The 14,577-nt window shown below is 35.9% G+C and carries 9 protein-coding genes; 6 read left to right on the top strand and 3 right to left on the bottom strand.

What is annotated here, in order from left to right; translation table 11 throughout:
• Positions 1-46 precede the first annotated feature (46 nt).
• Positions 47-832 (top strand): ComF family protein, encoded by a 786-nt coding sequence (locus tag ACFIMA_RS06030; protein ID WP_375613539.1) that lies wholly within the window; start codon positions 47-49, stop codon positions 830-832.
• Between the two features lie 47 nt (positions 833-879).
• Positions 880-1,134 (top strand): glutaredoxin 3, encoded by a 255-nt coding sequence (gene grxC, locus ACFIMA_RS06025; protein WP_375652335.1) that lies wholly within the window; start codon positions 880-882, stop codon positions 1,132-1,134.
• A 20-nt stretch (positions 1,135-1,154) separates the two neighbouring features.
• Here grxC and ubiG read toward each other — a convergent pair whose 3' ends face one another.
• Positions 1,155-1,898, bottom strand: a complete 744-nt coding sequence (ubiG, locus tag ACFIMA_RS06020; protein WP_375693207.1) for a bifunctional 2-polyprenyl-6-hydroxyphenol methylase/3-demethylubiquinol 3-O-methyltransferase UbiG — start codon at positions 1,896-1,898, stop codon at positions 1,155-1,157.
• A gap of 189 nt (positions 1,899-2,087) precedes the next feature.
• Between ubiG and ACFIMA_RS06015 the strand changes: the two genes are divergently transcribed.
• Positions 2,088-3,344 (top strand): aspartate kinase, encoded by a 1,257-nt coding sequence (locus tag ACFIMA_RS06015; RefSeq protein ID WP_375629782.1) that lies wholly within the window; start codon positions 2,088-2,090, stop codon positions 3,342-3,344.
• A 2,624-nt stretch (positions 3,345-5,968) separates the two neighbouring features.
• Here the strand turns inward: ACFIMA_RS06015 and nhaA are convergent.
• Entirely contained in the window at positions 5,969-7,327 is a 1,359-nt protein-coding gene (gene nhaA, locus ACFIMA_RS06010) for a Na+/H+ antiporter NhaA (RefSeq protein ID WP_375613536.1), read from the bottom strand.
• Between the two features lie 146 nt (positions 7,328-7,473).
• Positions 7,474-9,180: a hypothetical protein gene (locus ACFIMA_RS06005; protein WP_375693206.1), complete on the bottom strand. Its 1,707-nt coding sequence runs from the start codon at positions 9,178-9,180 to the stop codon at positions 7,474-7,476.
• Positions 9,181-9,534: 354 nt separating this feature from the next.
• Here ACFIMA_RS06005 and ACFIMA_RS06000 point away from each other — a divergent pair, with 354 nt between their 5' ends.
• From ACFIMA_RS06000 to der, 3 genes are all read left to right on the top strand, one after another.
• Positions 9,535-11,307, top strand: a complete 1,773-nt coding sequence (locus ACFIMA_RS06000) for an SLC13 family permease (RefSeq protein ID WP_375631555.1) — start codon at positions 9,535-9,537, stop codon at positions 11,305-11,307.
• A gap of 573 nt (positions 11,308-11,880) precedes the next feature.
• Positions 11,881-12,552 carry a tetratricopeptide repeat protein gene (locus ACFIMA_RS05995; RefSeq protein ID WP_375631557.1) on the top strand — a complete coding sequence of 224 codons (672 nt, stop codon included), beginning with the start codon at positions 11,881-11,883 and terminating at the stop codon, positions 12,550-12,552.
• Between the two features lie 4 nt (positions 12,553-12,556).
• Positions 12,557-13,981, top strand: coding sequence for a ribosome biogenesis GTPase Der (der, locus tag ACFIMA_RS05990; RefSeq protein WP_375693205.1), 1,425 nt, complete (start codon positions 12,557-12,559; stop codon positions 13,979-13,981).
• The last annotated feature ends 596 nt before the right edge of the window (positions 13,982-14,577 follow it).

Here is a 14,577-nt window from a genome sequence, read left to right as displayed (position 1 = left end):
AAGGAACTTTTGTTCTGAGGGAAACTTGTAAAAGCCTAAATTTATAATGTTGTATTTTCGAGAAGCGGCGTTAAATAGCGGAGATATACTAAGTAAGTTCGTTGAACGCTTGAAAACGATGCTTTATCCACCAATTTGTCCTGGATGTAAGCAAAATGTTTCTACTTATGGTACGATTTGCTCCGAATGTTGGAAAGATCTTCAATTTATCACAAAACCTTATTGTCCTGTTATGGGGACTCCTTTTGTTTGTGATATGGGGGATGGTTTTCTTAGTGGTGAAGCACTCCGTAATTCCCATCCTTTTTCACGTGTTCGCTCAGTCATTGTTCATAAAGGGCTTGCACGAACTTTAGTAACGCGCTTAAAATATGGTGATCATATAGAATTGGCATCATTTATGGCCAATTGGATGATGTTTGCTGGACGCGAGGTTATTGATGATTGTGATGTTATTATTCCCATTCCATTGCATTTTCGTCGTTTTTGGGAGAGGCGTTATAATCAATCTGCTGAGCTTGCACGTTATATTGCAGCATCACAAAAAAAGCTTTTAAAACCGAGTTGGCTTGTTCGTTGTCGGCATACCCGTCCGCAGGTTAGTCTTTCTTCGAGAGAGAGAAAACTTAACGTAAAAAATGCTTTTAAGGTTTCGCATAAAGTTAAAAAATATCTCAAAGGATGTTCTGTTTTGCTGATTGATGATGTATTTACAACGGGTGCAACAGTTACAGCAGCAGCTGCTGCATTAAAAGATGCAGGTGCACGACAGGTTGATGTGCTAACATTTTCGCGTGTTCTCAAAGAAGATTCTATTTTTCCCTCTTCTTAAGAGGAATTTAAAATGAATATTATTAAAAAATATTGGAGGATAATACTATGAAAGAGGTAATAATTTATACACGCCCTAACTGTCCTTATTGTACAAAAGCACGTGATTTGCTTAATAAAAAAGGCGTAAAGTATACAGATATTGATGCTTCCACATCCCTTCGCCAAGAAATGGTACAGCGTGCAAATGGACGTAATACATTTCCACAAATTTTCATAGATGATTATCACGTTGGCGGTTGTGATGATCTTTATGCTTTAGAAGCTGAGGGAAAGCTCAATTCTTTATTACAAGGCATATAATATTTGTAAATTACATATTCTTAAGACCGTTTTGCAAGAAGGAGATAGTTAACGCCCATGTCTTTTGAGCGATTCCAGCTGTCGTTTAATGGGTTATAAGTAATACCTATCTCATCAATGACAGTCAGAGCGTTTTTTGATAAGAAGTTTTTAAGTTCTAGAGGTTTTAGGAATTTTTTATAATCATGGGTTCCTTTAGGAAGCCAACGTAGAATATATTCAGCGCCTACAATAGCAAGCCCCCATGCTTTCCATGTGCGGTTGAGTGTTGAGACAAACATCAACCCTTGTGGTTTCAACATTTTTGCTGTAGCTGCTATGAAGAGATTAACGTCAGCGACATGTTCAACAACTTCCATATTAAGGATAATATCAAATTTTTCTCCTTCATTGGCAAGTACTTCTGCTGTCGTCGTGCGGTAATCAATGGAAAGGTCATTTTGAGCAGCATGGGTTTTTGCGACTTCAATATTTGTTTGTGCAGCATCAACGCCTACAACCATAGCACCAAGACGTGCCATTGGTTCAGATAACAAGCCTCCTCCACAGCCAATATCAAGAATTTTCAAATTGTGAAAGGGCGTAAGTGAAGAAGGGTCACGATTAAACTCTAAACAGATTTTTTCTCTGATGTAAGCAAGGCGTGTTGGGTTAAATTGGTGAAGAGGTCGAAATTTTCCTTGTGGATTCCACCATTCTGTAGCAATACGTGAAAAGTGATCAATTTCACTTTGATCAATAGTTGTCGGCGTTTTATCTATCATTTTGCTTTCCTTTTATTTTTAATGATCAGGTCAAGTAGATTTTATACAAAGTCAAGAGAAATTAATATAATCATAATGAAACTTGCACAAATGATAGATATTCGCTATGTCGAGAAAATGGTTAGTTGATACAGCATCTAATTCTCATTACTGTTTGAGATAAGAGATGTAAAGGTAAGAGTGTTATTAATGGCGCGCATTGTCATGAAATTTGGTGGAACATCTGTAGCAAACATGGAATGTATTCATAATGTTGCAAGGCATGTCAAAAGAGAGGTTGATGCAGGCAATGAGGTAGCCGTTGTCGTATCTGCGATGGCTGGTAAAACAAATGAACTTGTTCAGTGGACAAGTGATGCTTCCTCTATGCATAGAGATGCTCGTGAATATGATGTTGTGGTTGCTTCTGGTGAACAGGTTACGTCAGGTTTGTTGGCTTTGACACTTCGAGAAATGGGGGTGAATGCACGTTCATGGCTTGGTTGGCAAATTCCTATTCATACAGACAATGCGCATGGCCGTGCACGTATTACTAATATTGATGGATCTTTTTTAATCGAGTGTTTTCAGGAAGGTCAGGTTGCCGTTATTGCTGGTTTTCAGGGGTTATCTCCGGATAACCGGATTTCTACCTTAGGGCGTGGGGGATCAGATACAAGTGCTGTTGCTATAGCCGCTGCTGTACAAGCTGATCGCTGTGATATTTATACGGATGTGGATGGTGTTTATACAACGGATCCACGTATAGAGCCGAAAGCGCGTCGTTTACCAAAAGTAGCTTTTGAAGAAATGCTAGAAATGGCTTCTCTTGGTGCAAAGGTTTTACAGGTTCGTTCTGTTGAATTGGCAATGGTTCATAAGGTTCGTACCTTTGTGCGTTCAAGTTTTGAGGATCCTGATGCGTTAGGCATGGAGGATCCAATGAGTTCTTCTGGAACACTTATTTGCGATGAGGATGAAATTGTGGAACAACAAAATGTTACTGGTATTGCTTTTGCTAAGGATGAAGCACAAATTTCCCTTCGTCGACTTGCCGATCGTCCAGGGATTTCGGCAGCAATTTTTGGTCCCTTGGCTGAAGAAAGCATTAATGTTGATATGATTGTGCAAAATATTTCTGAAGATGGCTCAAAAACTGATATGACTTTTACTGTACCATCATCAGATGTAGAAAAAGCCGTTACACTTCTTGAAAAGAATCGCAAAGAAATTGGATTTGATGTTCTCCAGTTTGAAAGCGATCTTGCCAAGGTATCTGTGATTGGTATTGGAATGCGTAGCCATGCAGGTGTTGCCGCTACAGCATTTAAGGCTTTGGCTGAAAAGGGTATTAACATTCAAGCAATTACGACCTCAGAAATTAAAATTTCTATTTTGATTGATAGTGCTTACACTGAACTTGCGGTTAGAACATTACATGCTGTTTATGCACTTGATAAGGGATAAGTATTTTTTAGTTTCAACAGAGTTTCAATAACGTAAAGCTTTAATATATATTAATAATTTTTGTTAAGGATATTTATATTTTTAATTTAAATGGAATATTTAATACAGCAGGACTCTCTCATTTTAAACTTGTTCATGATGAATTTAAAATGGTCACTTATACATTACAAGAGAAAGATGTTTGGGTAAAAAACGGTTTAAGAAGGGATATAAAATATGCCGTCTATAAACGTTTTAGAGCCTATAGAGAGGGATGGAGAAGTCTTTACGATAAGCCTTAATAGAACTAAGGAACAATGCACTGCGTTTATTCAAAAGATGCATGTTACATGAGGGACAGCCTCGTGAATACAGATTTAATATTATAAATCTTAGAGAAATTAGAGCTCATTAGATTAGTGACGGAATTACCAAAATAGAATTGATGATGTATTTTCTAGAGATGTTTAGTTTGTTATCAAATGATTGTTTATGACTTTATGTATATCTTGAAAATTTAATTTTTTCCATATTACGAGGCAATAAAAAAATATATCTCTATAGATAATATTTATGTTGCACTATAAGTTATAAAATTACCATGTCTTATGCGTTTATAGCTTTTTCAGAAGTACTTTTCATAAAATCATGTAAATATAGATCAAAATTAATGATAATGTTATAGTGTGTTGCTTTTATGATTTTATTACTTAAATTTTTTTCATGTCTATTTCTTTTTTTTGAATTATGATTAAGATTTTCAAAGTTTTTGATACCTCCATATGTTTTTTAGGTTAACTTTCTTCCCTTAACTACTCTATTATAAGTATTTTCTGTGTCATACTGCCAATCACACATGAAATACATTCTTTCGTTTTTGCAGTATATTGTGCTAGTTTCTTATCATGTTTACATATTTTGCAAATGGTGGTCTTTGTAAGTAAAGCTCTTCTTGTGAGAAATATAGCCATATTATTTTACTCTTCTTGTATTTTATGTGGCGTTGTATAAATTCGAAAGTCTCGGAAATATTGCTTTTTAAATTATCTATGAAGAGTATTTTATGGTATCAAGAAATATAGAGTGAGCTCTTTAAACAAAAAGAAAATAAATATCAAATAAGAGCGGGAAAAGGGGAGAACAACGATATACATGCTCTATTTTTCCACCAATCATATGTTTTAGAATAGTCTAAATGACTAGGGTTTTCTTTTTTTCCGCGAGTTAATTACGTAAACTAGAGTGCTCCCTATGGAAGCATGCTTCAAGTTTAATTCTTTCATGGAGTGAGACAAGCGATGTGTCGATGATAAAAAACGGGAATATTTTTCCACTCCATTGTCAATCTAGTAGTGATGTTATGACGTTGTTATTCCAAATAAATCTTTTGTTTTTTGTTACCTGTATCAATATCTAATGTCAGTGCAGATGCATATTTGATGGTATATTGAGACGGATAAGGGGCCTACGAGCAACTCCTGTTTTTGTATACCAGATAGGAATAAGGATGTTGCGTATACCTGGTGGGGTAATTTCTGAAATGGAGATAAAACCTAATTGGGTGAGATGAAGCCATAAAAGTGAAAACCAACTTCCATTTTACAACTTCCTTTTAATTCTGCTTTACAATTTTCAAAGGTATTGACAGCAATATCTTTTAAATAATGGATATTACACATTGGTTCACATTTTTGTTTATTGCGTTATTTAAATCGTATATGCCTTTCACGTAAAAAAAAACGCTATTATAGTGCCAATTTACGCGCTTGTTTTGAAGAAATATCTCTCTCCCCAAGCCCCCACATTATGGCGCCTGTGGATGGCGTAACGTAAAGTTTATTGGGGACCACCATCTCCTTTACTTAGATCAAAGGTGTCAGCTGGTCGTCATCATTTAATTTTTAGTTTTCCTGTTGAACAGCGCTTATATGGATATGATGAAGCATTCTTATTTCTTTCTTCAAATAATCCATACTTCTCCTCGGCTTGTGACGTGTAAGAGAATAGTCTTGATTGATTCATCATGTACAGATTTGAAATGAGGAAATCATACGATATCTAGACTCCATTCAAGATTTATAATGATAAATCAAATATTTTTTATCCAAAAATAATGTGCTTTTAAGAAGATAAAAATTAAAGTTATTTAGAATACCGCAATAAAATCAGTAACGAGGAGGGTGGTTTATTGGAAAAAAATAAACCATGGAATTACTTAACTGATTATTGAATTTTGCTTATTCTTATCTGTTTCGTATGATTAAACATAAGATATTGATTTATAATAATTAATTTTTTCTTTATAGTGAATAATAGTCCCGACGAAAGGCAGCTTTTCTGAAACCACGAAGCCTTTCATATTGAAACAATTAAAATCATTTTTGTGCACACCATGAGTGGAGCCGGTGCATGAGTAAAAGAATATTGAAGAAAGGAATAAAAATATCTCTTATAAGTCTTCTTAAGAGTCAAAGGTGTTGTAACATTAGAGGCTCGTAAATAGTATGATGATGTTAGTTTTCTCCTTCATAAGTGTAAAGATGAGGCGAGACAACAGCTTTTACATTAAATATCGCCCGAACCCAACAAATGAGCGAAATCGCTTTTTAAAAGTTCTGCATAAAAATGTATTTTCAGTTAGTTTGTTAGGAACTATGAGAAATTCCTTTATTGCGCTTAATATAAATAAATCCATATCCCAGACCGATAAGGGCAGATAAACCTGAGCCACAAAGGACCCCAATTTTTGCCGCATCAAGCAGAATAATATCTTTAAAAGCGAGCATTGAAACAAAAATAGACATTGTAAAGCCAATTCCTGCTAAAAAACCAATGAGTAAAACGCCTGTCCAGGTCATATGAGGGGGGAGGCGGCATAGCCCTGATTTTACAGCTATATAACTGGCAGTGATAATACCAAGAGGCTTACCGATGAAAAGACCAATGACAACACCCAGAACAATCAAGAATGATTTGTCAGAAGAAAGATCAAAGTTTGCAAAACTTACTCCTGCATTTGCGAAGGCAAAAACTGGCATGATACCGTATGCAACCCATGGATGCAATGCTTTTTGAACACGTGTTACTGGGGCGATCATGGCCCGTTGTCCTTTGCGCATCTTTTTCAATGCTGTTGAAATATGATGCAGATCTGTTTTTGTATTTTTTTCTTGAAGAATTTGCATAGCATTACTGAGCATGGTGAGTGGCGCTACAAGAGTACGGGTAGGAAGAACGGGAGTCATCATCCCTAAGATTACGCCAGCAAGCGATGGGTGAACGCCTGTTACCATTAAACCCCACCAAATGATTGCACCAGGTAAAATGTAAAGCCATGCTGATGCAAGCCCGATCCACTGAAAAAATAGTACCAAAGCAATACCCGCTCCTGCAATCATTAAACCGCTAGGATCAATGTTTGTTGAGTAGAAAAAAGCAATAATAAGAACAGCGATAATATCGTCAATAATTGCTAATGATAGAAGAATAATATGAAGATTAGAAGGAATTTTTTTCCCTAGAAGAGCAAGAATACCTAGAGCAAAGGCAATATCTGTTGCTGTTGGCACAGCCCAACCGCGGATATGTCCCTCGTTAAAATTGAAGATAAAGTAAATAATTGCAGGAACACAAACGCCCCCTATTGCAGCAACAATTGGTAAGATTGCTTGTTTAAAATCGGCAAGAGCCCCTTCATGAATTTCGCGTCGAATTTCCATTCCTGCGACGAGAAAGAAAATAGTCATAAGGGCATCATTAACCCAGAAATGTAAATCCCATGAAAGAGTGAAATGACCCAAATTAAAGCCAAGAGGTGTATGCCAAAAAGATTCATAGAAAGCAGCATATTTAGAATTGGCAAAAATAAGTGCAGCAGCAGCAGCTAATAAAAGAACAACACCACTAAGAGCTTCAATATGGAGAAAACGCTCGATAGCAGAAAGCGCTTGATTAGTGACACGAGAAGCGCGATTAGGCAGGCGATTTGAAGATAAATCAGACATGAACAACTCCAAGCATCGTCAATTTTAGATTCTATACTCTCTGTATAAATGACTTTGTATGATACCTTCTGTATCATACAAAAGAAAAAAGAGGAATAAAGTTCTTAATTTATAGACAAGATCATCATGTTTAAAGCACAAAATGTTTAACGCGACGCTTCATTTTTAATAGTGAGATGTACTTTGCTTAAAGCCTTAGATAGATCATTTTGTAGAGCAGATTCGAGATCAACTATTGCGAGACCTTTATTATCTTTTGCTTTAATTTTAACGATCAATGTTTGTGGATTTTTAGCAAATTCTCCTAAGGATTTTGAAATTTTTTCTGCTTCGTCATGATTTTTTAGCAGAATTTTTGGGGTCTGCGTCATCATTAGATAGAAATCGTCATAAAGTTCCTTTTTTAGATCATGTTGGCTGTCATTAAGATTTTGCGCAAGATAAGAAAAAAGCTTATCAATGAAACCTGCATCCGTATATTGTATATCAATTTCATTGATGCCAAGGTCTTGAGACGCAGCAATCATTATATTTTTCTGACCAGAAAAAAGCTTTTCATCAACATCAATAACCTTAGCCGAGATGTTCCCAGATCCAACGTTTTTCATATTGAAAGACATTGTATCAAGAAAGAGCATACGTTTTTTTTCATCGTAAGAAATATCAATTTTTCCTGAAACATTAAAGCGCTCAAAGTTCAGATTTTTGAAGAACTCTAAGTCTTTTTCATTCATTTTTTTAGGTAAAACGGAAAGGTTATTGAGAGAAAGAAAAAGCTTTTTAGGGATAGGTTGTTTCCACAAACTTGGTTTGAATTGGAATGATTCGAGCGTTGCTTTCAACTGCGGTATATCAACGGTGATATTATCAACTTTGGCATCCGCTGAGGTAATGGCGAGCAGTATGTTTAGAAGAAGACCATTTTGTGCTACTTTTTCAGCGATTTTATTATTCTCTTTTCTTGCATTAAGATAAGCTTTGATTAATTTTTCAGGAGTTTGCTCAAGCGGTTTCATCTTTAAACCAGATGTTTTAAACTGCCCAAGGAAGAAAGAGCTGTTTTTTTCTGCTTCTTCAAAAATATCGACACTTATATTATTCAAAGAAATGGGGCCAGTAACGGTTTTACCTTGATTGAGAGCATTGTTTTTTCCAAAAATGATAGAGTAGGCATAGTTGATGTCGATATCATGGGCTTTTATTGTATCACTTTTAGCCATAAGTTGCATCTGTTTGGCACCATTTGCTACGACCGTTTTAAGATCCATATTTTTGATACTAACTGAATGGATATGGTTATTTCTAAAATCAGAAAGCTGGAAATTCTTGATTTCAACCGTTTCTGTTCGGTTATTTTTATTTTCTATAGAAAGTTGTATATTGGGAGCAATAATTGAGGAAAGCTCAATACGCATCATTGATTGTAAAAGACGTGATGTTATCGTTCTATCCTTTTCTTTTAAGGATACATTCCGAAGAGAAATTTGGGGAATTTGCACATGAATATTATTATGCTTTAAATCAACATTATAAAATGTAAAAGTTCCGGGAATAAAGGAAAGAGGAGGACGGGCAGAAATGGCACCAATTTTAAGTGATGTACCAGCTGGAACAGGTAATGTCACATTCTTCAAATTGATTTTACCTAGAATGCTTACTTCAGATGTTTCGGCTTTTATGGAATGACGGGCTATTTCTTTTCTTACAAAACTGTCAAGATAGGGTTTTGCAATATAAAATCCACCAACAATTATAATTGCCAAGATAGCAACAAATCCAATAATGCAAGTGAGCCAATATCTGAGGTTACTTTGATACCCACTATTAAGATTGACCATTCTTTCTTCTTTCATTTTTACCACTCTTTGAATTGAGAGTGAAGATAAATTCTTTTAAGCAACGACAAAGGTTTAAATATAGCGTGTACCAGTTTCAACAATTATCTACTCTCTATATTAGAGTTATTCTCATCTTTTTTACAATATAGCTTTATCAACTTTTATCAATTTTCTTTGGGTTCAGCACTTTATAGAAAAGCACGCATAATAAGGAGAGGCAAGTTTATGCGCATCATAATTTTTTATCACTTTAAAATTATCCTAAAATATTTCGATGTCTGCTTTTATCTTGCTGCTGTTTATAGGAATATTTAAAACATAAAAAATATGTTCTTGTTCATTATAATTTAATGGGGAGAGGTAAGTGTTATGACAGAAAATCAAATAATGGCTTTTTCGATCATTGGTCTCATGATGGTTGTTTTTATTTGGGATCGATTTCGTTATGATCTTGTTGCTATTTGTACTTTATTAATAGCTTGTGCCCTTGGTCTTGTCAGTCCGAAGGAAGCTTTTAGCGGTTTTAGTAATGATATCGTTATTATCGTGGGGAGTGTGTTTGTTGTCAGTACTGCTGTATCTCGCTCTGGTATAATGGAATTTATTATCCAACGGATATGGCCAGACGTGAAATCGGTGCGTCTTCAATTAGCTTTTTTGGTTCTTTCTGTTGTCGTATTATCAATGTTTGTTAAAAACATTGGTGCTTTGGCGATTATGCTTCCGATAGCTTTTCAGTTTGCACGTCGTTCTCAGGTTTCTCCTTCTGTCTTTTTGATGCCCATGGCCTTTGGTTCTTTGTTGGGGGGGCTTATGACACAGATAGGAACATCTCCCAATGTTGTTATTTCAGCGATGCAAGAACGTTTAGCAGGAACACCTTTTACTATGTTTGATTTTACACCAGTTGGTGCGGTTGTTGCGACGGCTGGTGTTGTATATTTGGTCTGTTTTTATTGGCTTTTGCCTGTGCGTGTGCGTTCAGGTGTATCGTTTGATGATGCCATTGATATTCGTAATTATGTTGCAGAAGTACATATTCCAATAAATTCACCGATTGTGGGAAAAAATATTGTTGATTTGGTTAAGCCATCAAGTGGTGATGTTATGGTGATTCAAATCATCAGAAACAAAGTATCTATTTCACCATTACCAGATTTTGTTTTGTCTGAAAATGATATTATTTTGCTGGAAGGATCACATACAGGGTTAGATAGCGTGATGAACTCTGCTCGTTTAGAGTTTTCTAAGGGGCGAACTATTGTTGCAGGTGATAAGGACAGTGATATTGATATTATTGAAGCAGTCATTACCCATAATTCACCTCTTATCGGTATTAGTGCGAAAGAGTTTTCTTTATTTGATCGCTATAATGTAAATTTGCTTGCGTTAAGTCGTCAACATGAAAGGGTGCGGGGAAGACTTGATGATATTATTTTCCATCTTGGAGATGTGATTGTTTTGCAAGGACAGGATGCAGTTATTCCAAATTTATTAAGAGAATTGAAATGCTTGCCCCTAGCAAAACGAAATATTGTGTTTGGAAATTTACGACATGGTTTCATCTCTTTAGCTGTTTTATTTATAGCAATTATTTTTACAGCTTTTCATATTGTTCCAGTTGCTTTTTCTTTCTTTTCTGCTGCTGCTGCAATGGTGATCTTTCGTGTTTTGCCCGCGCGTGATCTGTATCAGGCATTAGATGGCCCAATATTAGTGCTATTAGCGGCTCTTATTCCAGTGAGTGAAGCGTTAGAGAAAACAGGATGTACGGATCTCATTGGTCAATGGCTGAGCCAATTGGCAATATTTTTCCCGCCATCCGGTGCTTTAGCGCTTATGTTGGTGACAGCTATGTTGGTTACGCCATTTTTGAATAATGCAGCAACAGTGATGATGGTAGCACCAATTGCGTCAAGTTTTGCTCATTCCCTTCATTATAAGCCTGAAGCTTTTTTGATGGCTGTTGCAATTGGTGCGGGCTGTGAGTTTCTTACACCTATTGGACATCAAAGTAATATGCTCGTGATGGCGCCAGGAGGATATCGTTTTAGTGATTATCCACGTTTAGGTGCTCCATTGGCGGTGTTGATCGTTATTATTGCTGTTCCAATGCTTATGTGGGTTTGGCCCTTACAATAGGATATTTTTAGAAACTTTAAGAATCAATTATAAAAGGTTGTTAATCGTATGAAGATAAGTTGAAGGGATATACTTTATATAGAGAGCTTTAACTGAAGATTTGGAATTATACCACACTTTCATCATGACGCTTCGGTATTTTTGATACAGATAAAAATTTATCTATTTGGTTTTAGTAGATATTCGTGGAAATTTACTGTTTATTCAAGTTTTTTCAAGAATTGGTTTTTCTATTATAATTGTATAATCCAATACAACCAACGATTGTGGTTGAAGACTTTAAAAGATTATTCCTCTATATAATGGAGAGAAAGTTCGCTTGAGATGATAGGCAATCATGATAAATATTAAGGCAGTGAATTTTTCATAATATGTAAAAGCTGTAATGTGAACAAACAGGGTGCTTACATCATTTTCGATTAAGATTGTTGCAAAAATCTGATTGAATTGGCTACATGTTGATTTAAAATAAATAAACGAGCAATTTAAAGATTTTTAGTTAATTAGGGCTACCATCTTTATCCATTTATGCGTAAAAGCACAGGTGAAGTAACTTTTTTCAAGGTATGATATATGTCGTATGATAGTTTTATTGCTGAAGTGAATGCAGAATTTCGTCAGGAAAAGGCGCTTGCTTTTTGGAGACGGTATGGTTTTTCAATTATTGGAGCAGCTATTCTTTTTATATTCATGATAGTTGCTTATCAAGTTTATCATCATACACAAATAAAGAAAGCTGGTTATATTGGTGATGCATTTGTAAAGAGTCTTGATCTTGCGGATACACGTGATTTTGATAAAGCGATAAAGCAATTAGAAACTGTTAAAACTTCTCATTTTGGGGGATATCCTTTTCTTGCTCGTTTACGTGAGGCTTCTTTACTCATGGAGAAAGGTGATATTATTAAGTCAGTGGAGATCTTTGATTCTGTTGCAGCGGATGAGAAAGCACCGCAGATTTTGCAGAAAGTTGCAAAAATTCGGGCGGCTTATATTCTGGTTGATACAGGGACATTAGCTGATGTTGAAAAGCGCATTAAAGATATGGCAAGTGATACCGATCCTATGCGTATGTCTGCAAGAGAAGCTTTAGGCTTAGCTGCTTATAAGGCGGATAAAATGGATGAGGCGGTTTATTATTTTAAGAAAATTTCTGAAGAAGGTTCTTTGGGTTTAAAGATAACAGATCGGGCTCGAATGATGCTTGAGCTTATACAAGCTGAGGGCAAGGCAAATAAGGAATAAATCGATGAGCCTTACCATTGCTATCGTTGGTCGTCCCAATGTTGGGAAGTCAACACTATTTAATCGTTTGGTTGGGCAAAAATTGGCTTTGGTTGATGATAAGCCTGGTGTAACACGTGATCGGCGTATTCATGCGGCAAAACTTCAAGATCTACGTTTTGATGTGATTGATACGGCTGGGCTGGAAGAAGCAGGTGATCATACACTTGAGGGGCGTATGCGTTCTCATACAAAAGTTGCAATTGATGAAGCGGATCTTATTTTATTTGTATTTGATGCAAAGAGCGGAATAACACCAAGTGATTTAAATTTTTCTTCATTGGTTCGCAAATCAGGAAAGCCAATTGTGCTTGTTGCCAATAAGTCTGAGTCAAGAGCGGCAACAGGAGGAGAGTATGAGGCGTGGTCATTAGGTTTGGGGGAGCCATGCCCAATATCGGCTGAACATGGTTTGGGACTTAGTGATCTGCGTGATGCAATTATAGATGCTGTTGGGTCAGAGCATGTTTTTGGCAACAACAAAGAAGAAGATAGAATGATACAACCTGCATCTGTTGGTGATGATGTAAAGGATTTGGAAGAAGAGAAGCTTATTTACGATGAAAGTAAGCCCATTAGGATTGCAATTGCGGGGCGTCCCAATACAGGAAAATCCACTCTTATCAATAGTATGTTGAAACAAGAGCGATTGTTAACAGGACCAGAAGCAGGACTCACGCGTGATTCTATTTCTGTAGATTGGGAATGGCGTGGTCGTCATATTAAACTTTTTGATACTGCAGGTTTACGTCGAAAGTCGAGAATTCAAGAAAAATTAGAAAAACTATCTGTTGCAGATACTTTGCGTGCTATTCGTTTTGCAGAAGTGGTGGTCATTGTTTTTGATGCAACGATACCTTTTGAAAAGCAGGATTTACAAATTGCTGATCTTGTGATTCGTGAAGGGCGTGTTCCAGTTATTGCTTTCAATAAGTGGGACCTTATTGAAAACAGTCAGACCACATTGATTGATTTGCATGAAAAATGTGCGCGATTTCTTCCTCAAGTTCGTGGTTTGAGAGCTGTTCCTTTATCAGGACAATATGGTCAAGGGATTGATAAACTGATGGAAAATGTCATGATGATGCACCGTGTATGGAATCGTCGCATTTCGACGGCTAAATTGAACCAATGGCTTGGAACTGTTGTGGCACATCATCCACCTCCTGCGGTTTCTGGACGTCGACTTAAGGTTAAATACATCACACAGGTTAAGACACGTCCTCCTGGATTTATGATTTCCTGCTCGCGCCCCAAAAGTATGCCTCAGTCGTATTTGCGTTATCTTGTCAATGGGTTACGTGAAACATTTGATATGTCTGGTATACCCGTTCGCATATCATTACGAGCCTCTGATAATCCTTTTGCGACACGTTCCAAGAAGAAATGATAACTCTTTAATTTTTTAAGTGAATGAAATCTATACTTAAGAATCTTAAAAATAAGTTTTTTAAATGATCGTTCTTTTCATAAAAGAAAAAGTTTTATTTGCTAAAGTTTTAATTTTATTGATAATCATTTATCATGAGCGCTATTGAATAGAGTTCTCTCATCTTGATAAAGATCATTTATTTGCATGTCATGAGAAGAGTTTAATAGGGAGTATTTAAGAAAGAGTACATAATCCTCTTAATGGGTTATTAAAGTGCAAGAATAGATGCAATATGAGGGTAGGGGAATGTAATTATGATGCTTGTTTGAAAAGCAGCATTAGATTATCGTTTCATAAAAATAAAGCTTATGAATAAGCGCTTTTGCTTACGATAGTTTGTCTGAATAAAAAGCAAAAATATTTGCTGAATCTACGGATATTCAATTGTAAAGAGCGAAATTCATAAAAGTGGATTAAAATTGTATAAAGTAGTATGGTAATCGTATTTAAATTTTATTGTGTTCTATTGGCTTAATCTATTTGAAATTTTGGATTTATTAATATCTTGTATTTAAAGGACCTTCTCTTAATACCCTCAAGCTCATTTCGTGATG

This window comes from Bartonella sp. AP88HLJMH (assembly GCF_042195605.1).
Classification (GTDB): domain Bacteria; phylum Pseudomonadota; class Alphaproteobacteria; order Rhizobiales; family Rhizobiaceae; genus Bartonella.
This window is presented reverse-complemented; position numbering and strand designations above follow the sequence as displayed.

Coding starts and splice junctions, on each gene's coding strand:
- nhaA (WP_375613536.1), bottom strand. CDS start 7,327: ATGTCTGATTTATCTTCAAATCGCCTGCCTAATCGCGCTTCTCGTGTC.
- ACFIMA_RS06015 (WP_375629782.1), top strand. CDS start 2,088: ATGGCGCGCATTGTCATGAAATTTGGTGGAACATCTGTAGCAAACATG.
- ACFIMA_RS05995 (WP_375631557.1), top strand. CDS start 11,881: ATGTCGTATGATAGTTTTATTGCTGAAGTGAATGCAGAATTTCGTCAG.
- ACFIMA_RS06030 (WP_375613539.1), top strand. CDS start 47: ATGTTGTATTTTCGAGAAGCGGCGTTAAATAGCGGAGATATACTAAGT.
- der (WP_375693205.1), top strand. CDS start 12,557: ATGAGCCTTACCATTGCTATCGTTGGTCGTCCCAATGTTGGGAAGTCA.
- grxC (WP_375652335.1), top strand. CDS start 880: ATGAAAGAGGTAATAATTTATACACGCCCTAACTGTCCTTATTGTACA.
- ACFIMA_RS06000 (WP_375631555.1), top strand. CDS start 9,535: ATGACAGAAAATCAAATAATGGCTTTTTCGATCATTGGTCTCATGATG.
- ACFIMA_RS06005 (WP_375693206.1), bottom strand. CDS start 9,180: ATGAAAGAAGAAAGAATGGTCAATCTTAATAGTGGGTATCAAAGTAAC.
- ubiG (WP_375693207.1), bottom strand. CDS start 1,898: ATGATAGATAAAACGCCGACAACTATTGATCAAAGTGAAATTGATCAC.